Source organism: Nostoc favosum CHAB5714, assembly GCF_020829495.1.
GTDB lineage: Bacteria > Cyanobacteriota > Cyanobacteriia > Cyanobacteriales > Nostocaceae > Nostoc > Nostoc favosum.
In genome coordinates, this window is the sequence record NZ_JAIVFQ010000244.1 from 1 (window position 1) to 2,043 (window position 2,043).

Genomic DNA, 2,043 nt, shown 5'->3' on the forward strand with positions numbered 1-2,043 from the left:
AAGTTTTATCCTGATCACGAGTCAGAAATATCCTTAAACGAGCGCCCATGTCTTAGTCACCTCGGTAGATGCATTCTCCGTATTTACTTATCTTTACATACTTTGGTTTTTTCACGCCAACTTACTTCACATGGGCAAAACTCACTTCATGATTTCTTACGCTTACGAAATCATGACCAAACTTGGAAAACCAGTTCTGTATGTTACTCCAGAAATGGATAAGAATCAACTCAATGCCCGAATGCTGGCCCGAATCACAGGCGTAGACGCTTCTATGATTCAAACCAATACTCAATGCTACTGGGAGCAAATAGCACAAGGTATAGGACAGATGGTGGAACTGCCTTGGAAGGTTTACGAGCATTCCTCCCCTACAACCACAATGATTGCTTCTGCGGTGCGCCGTGCCATTGCCGAATTTGGTGGTTCTATTGGTGCTGTGTTTATTGACTACTTGCAGCAGATTCCTCTGGAGTCAGGCGGGAACATGGCTTTTGAAGTCGGCAAGATTACCCGCCAGATTCGGGATATTGCCAAGTCTCACAAAATCCCTGTTTTCTTGGGCTGTCAAATCAATCGGGGGAATCAAACTACGGCTGATAAACGCCCGAACCGTCATTTACTCCGCAACTCTGGTGAAATTTTCGAGGTATGCGACCAGTTAATTATGCTCTATCGCAACTCCGTGTACAGCAATGACAGCAGCGATCACACTATTGAGTTGATTGTTGAGAAAAACCGCCTTTACGGTAAGCTCGGCACTGCGACGATGTTGTGCGATTTATCTACATCGAAATTTTTGAACTTGGCCAGGTAAACGGGATGGAGTTAATTAATTCGGTGTGCTACTGCCGCCATTTCGGTCACGTAAATACTCCCAAATTCTGCGGATTTCTTCTTGAAAAGCAAGGCGATCGCGCTCTGCTTGGAGTAGAGAAGCCAACAATACTTCTCGATCTCGGTCAGCTTGAATTTCAGTTTCCCTTATGGTTTGACGATCACGTTCAGCATCTCTTTGAGCAGCGCGTAATCCTTCTTGATGGAGGCGCGCAATGTCAGCCAGTTCCCTAATAGTACGCTCCAACCTTGCAATGGTTTGGGAATTTCCTCGTGTTTCCCGCCTGTTAGCATTCTGTACTGTCCTCAGCAAATCCAGTTCGTCACCGATCTCTTCTAGACGAGTATCAATATTATCAAACCTTGCACTGATATCTTCCGGTGGAAAAGCGTTTGTCATAATCCCTCCTTTCTCTTTCTATTCTCGCAGAAACTCACAACTACAGACTTTATGAGTACAACTATCCTAGATTCCGCAGGTGCGATCGGAAAATGCTGTATTTTAAAAAATGACCTAAATGCTGCATTTTAGAAGCATGACAGCATCACGATTAGATATAAGAGTACAGGATATTGACCACTGCGGCATAGTCGCAGGCATCTGTGACGAAATGGAACTAGTAGAGCAAATCAATCGGCTACTAGGAAGCCATCCGCAAGAAGTAATAAGTGCAGGTCAAGTGGTAAAAGCAATGATTCTCAACGGATTAGGGTTTGTCAGCGCCCATTGGTGTCAAGTTAAGAAAAATAGATGGCTGTCAAGAGTGGGCAAATCAATGGTAAAAGTCAATCAACACCCCTGTGTTGAAAAAGCCATGAGTAAACCACGGAAAAAGCAAGGGAATCCAGATTTTCGCCATCGAGTCAGCGTACCTGCCCCAGCCAGCCAAGAGATAGAATCACGCCTGTTTGAACTAGTCAGCCCAGGTACATTTGCTAACCTCAAAGGGGTAAAAGACAAAGAACGGAGCTTGCGTTCACGAGTACTGACCTTGCCAGTAATGGCAGCAATAGTATTGAGTATAGTGTATCGACAAATACAGCATCTCACAGATGTATTGCGATCGCTAGAAATAGAAGGATTTCGGGTAACACGTGTACTTTCTCAAGGCTCTCACTACAAAGACGAAATTATTCACATGGGATTGAATCACACTCACCCTTGCCACCATCCCATGCGCCTAGTATCAGTATTGTGGGGTAAGA

At 44.6% G+C, this 2,043-nt stretch carries 3 protein-coding genes; 2 read left to right on the forward strand and 1 reads right to left on the reverse strand.

Annotation, left to right across the window (positions count from 1 at the left end; translation table 11 throughout):
* Positions 1-130 precede the first annotated feature (130 nt).
* On the forward strand, positions 131-817 hold the full coding sequence (locus LC586_RS40380; protein ID WP_267921811.1) for a replicative DNA helicase: 687 nt from the start codon (positions 131-133) through the stop codon (positions 815-817).
* A gap of 15 nt (positions 818-832) precedes the next feature.
* Here LC586_RS40380 and LC586_RS40385 read toward each other — a convergent pair whose 3' ends face one another.
* Positions 833-1,237 carry a hypothetical protein gene (locus LC586_RS40385; protein WP_229491361.1) on the reverse strand — a complete coding sequence of 135 codons (405 nt, stop codon included), beginning with the start codon at positions 1,235-1,237 and terminating at the stop codon, positions 833-835.
* A gap of 136 nt (positions 1,238-1,373) precedes the next feature.
* Between LC586_RS40385 and LC586_RS40390 the strand changes: the two genes are divergently transcribed.
* Positions 1,374-2,043, forward strand: a 670-nt coding sequence (locus LC586_RS40390; protein WP_229491362.1) for a DUF4277 domain-containing protein, incomplete at its 3' end; no start/stop codon positions are given.

Bases quoted from the DNA above. Each gene is read 5' to 3' on its own strand.
- LC586_RS40380 (WP_267921811.1), top strand. From the start codon at position 131: ATGGGCAAAACTCACTTCATGATTTCTTACGCTTACGAAATCATGACC.
- LC586_RS40385 (WP_229491361.1), bottom strand. From the start codon at position 1,237: ATGACAAACGCTTTTCCACCGGAAGATATCAGTGCAAGGTTTGATAAT.